Origin of the sequence: Motilibacter deserti (assembly GCF_011250635.1) — a bacterium.
Classification (GTDB): domain Bacteria; phylum Actinomycetota; class Actinomycetes; order Motilibacterales; family Motilibacteraceae; genus Motilibacter_A; species Motilibacter_A deserti.
In genome coordinates, this window is sequence record NZ_JAANNP010000185.1 from 1 (window position 1) to 2,685 (window position 2,685).

At 78.7% G+C, this 2,685-nt stretch carries 2 protein-coding genes; both read right to left on the reverse strand.

Translation table 11 applies throughout. The features are described from left to right. Window positions 1-451, reverse strand: a 451-nt coding sequence (locus G9H71_RS22110; protein ID WP_331273194.1) for an NAD-dependent epimerase/dehydratase family protein, incomplete at its 3' end; no start/stop codon positions are given. A 2-nt stretch (window positions 452-453) separates the two neighbouring features. After that, the coding region (locus G9H71_RS22115; RefSeq protein ID WP_166284921.1) for an alpha/beta fold hydrolase at window positions 454-2,685 on the reverse strand (2,232 nt) is incomplete at its 5' end.

The following is a 2,685-nucleotide window of genomic DNA, read 5'->3' on the forward strand; positions in this document are numbered from 1 at the left end:
ACGACGGTGAGTCGACGCCGAGCGCGAGCTGCTCGGCCGCAGCCTTCGTCCGCGAGTAGTGGCCGCGGGCGGAGTCGGGGTCCGCCGGGGCCGCCCCGACGCCGACGAGCGAGTGGCCGGCGTGGGCGACCGACGGCGAGGAGACGAAGACGAAGCGGGGCACCCCGGCCGCGCGGGCCGCGTCGAGCAACACCTGAGTGCCCACGATGTTGGCTTCCACGAACTGCTGTTCGGTCCCCACGATGCCGACGCGGGCCGCCAGGTGGACGACGCCGTCCACACCGTCGAGCGCGGCCGCCACCGGGGCCCGGTCGGTGATGTCGCCGCGGACGTCGTGCGTTCCCTCGACCCCGGACGGCCGCCGCTGCAGCGTGCGCACCTCGTCGCCGCGGGCCACGAGCGCGGCCGCGACGGCGCCGCCGAGCATCCCGCTGGCGCCTGTGACGAGCACCCTCACGGCGTGCCGGCCCGCTCGCCGGCGAGCACCCGTCCCGCCCAGGCGGCGACCCGGGTGCGGTCGATCTTGGAGTTGTGCCGGATGTCGGTCGGCAGCGCGGGCACGCAGAGCACGGCCGCGAGCGGGACGCCGGCGACGGAGCGCACCTCGTCGGCGAGCGGGAGCGGGGCGGGCCCGGGCCGGCGTACGCCCGGGACCGGCTCGAGGACGACGACCGGTTGCTGGGTGCCCGCCGGCCCGACCCCGACGAGCGCGGCGCGCGCCACCGACGTCAGCGTCTCCACCCGCTGCTCGACGCCGACCGGCGGCAGCGGCCCGTCCGCGGCCAGGACGAGGTGGGCCACCCGGCCCTCGACCCACAGCCGGCCCTCGCCGTCCACGTGGCCGACGTCACCGGTGCGGTGCCACCCGGCGTCGCGCGAGCTCGCCCGCTCGGTCCGCCACAGCGCGTCGTAGCGGTCCTTCACGTGGGCGGCGCGCACCGCGATCTCACCGAGCACGAACGGCTTCGGGGTCAGCGGGCCGTTCGCCGCACCGGACGTGTCGAGCGGGCTCACCTGCACCTCGACCCCGTCCAGCGGGCGCCCCACGCACACTCCGGCCCCCGCCCCGGCCTGCTCGACCTCGGCCAGCGTCACGTCCGTGATGGGCAGCGCCTCGGTCATGCCGTACGGCGTGTGCGCCGACGCCCGCGGCATGAGCGCCAGCACGCGGCGCAGCAGCGCGGCCGGCACCGGCGCGCCCGCCGACAGCAGCGTCTCGACCCCGGCGAGCGCGGCGGTCTGGGCCGGCGACAGCCGGTCCGCAGACCCGACGACCGACACGAGCGCCGCGGGCGAGGCGAAGACCGTCGTGGCGTCGACGGCGGCGACCGCGTCGGCCAGCGCGCCCGCGGTCAGCGTGCCGGGCGACGTCACGTCCATGTCCGGCACCGCGGAGACGGCCCCGAGCGCGGGGCCGAAGAGCGCGAACGGCGCGAAGGCGGCGACGAGCCGGGTGCCGCCGGTGACGAGGTAGGCCGAGGAGAGGGCGTCGCGCACGGCCTCGAGCTGGGCGACCGTGTAGACCGCGCCCTTCGCCGGGCCGGTGGAGCCCGACGTGAACAGCACCGCCGCGTCGGCGCCCGGCGGTGGCGGCTCGGGCAGCGTGCCGCCGACGCCCGCGCGGGCGAGCTCGGCCAGCGTCGTGCGCGCGCCGACGGCCCGCAGCGTCGCCCCGTCGACCGGCCCCGCCGCGATGCGCACGCCGGGCCAGCCCAGTGCGCGGGCGGCCGCCAGCGCGCGCGGGATGCCGATGACGTAGGCCGGGGCCGCCCCGCGCACGGCCCGGGTCAGCCCGCGGACCCCGAGCCCGGCGTCGGCGACCACCACGGGCGCGCCGATGCGTAGGCAGGCGTAGAGCGCCGCCGTCAGGTCCGCCCCGGGTGGCACGAGCAGCGCGACGCGGTCGCCGCGGCGTACGCCGAGACCGGCGAGGCCGGCGGCGAGCTCGTCGACCCGCCGGGCGAGCAGCGACCAAGAGACCGTGCGTCCCGGGTCCCCGAGCTCGACCACGGCGGGCGAGGGGTCACCCGCACGCTCCTGCAGCGCCGACCAGAGCGGCGCGCCCGTACGCCGCGGCGCGGGGGCCGGCTCGGCCGGGGGGTCGGTCAGCGCGTCCAGCCAGTCGAAGACGGTGCCCGCCACGTCGGCGTCCTCGGCCAGCAGGTGGCCGGCGCCCTCGAAGCGGTGCACGTCGGCGTGCGGGAGCCGGTCGCGCAGGTCGTGCAGGTAGCGCTCGCGGAAGACCGGGTCGCGCGGCCCCCACAGGATCAGCGCGGGCACGTCGGTCAGGGTGCGTACGCCCTCGGCCAGCGCGTCGAGCGCCGGCTTGCTGGGGTGGTCGGCGGCGAGCGGGATGTCCTCGACGAAGCCGCCGACGGCCGCCCGCCGGTCGCGGGAGGCGTACGGGCCGAAGTAGGCCGCGCGGACGTCCCGCGCCAGCGGCGGGGACGCGAGGGCGAGCGTCGTGGCGACGAAGGCCGGCGTGTGCACCGTGGACAGCGACAGCACCGACCGGGCCAGGGCGAGCGCCGGAGGCACCGACGCGCCGGCCGGCTGGGCGACCGCCGTGTTGGTGAGCACGACGCCGCAGAGCTGGTCGCGGTGGGCGAGCGCCCAGCCGAGCGAGACGACGCCGCCCCAGTCGTGCCCGACGGTGACGACCGGGCCGGTCAGCCCGAGCGCGTC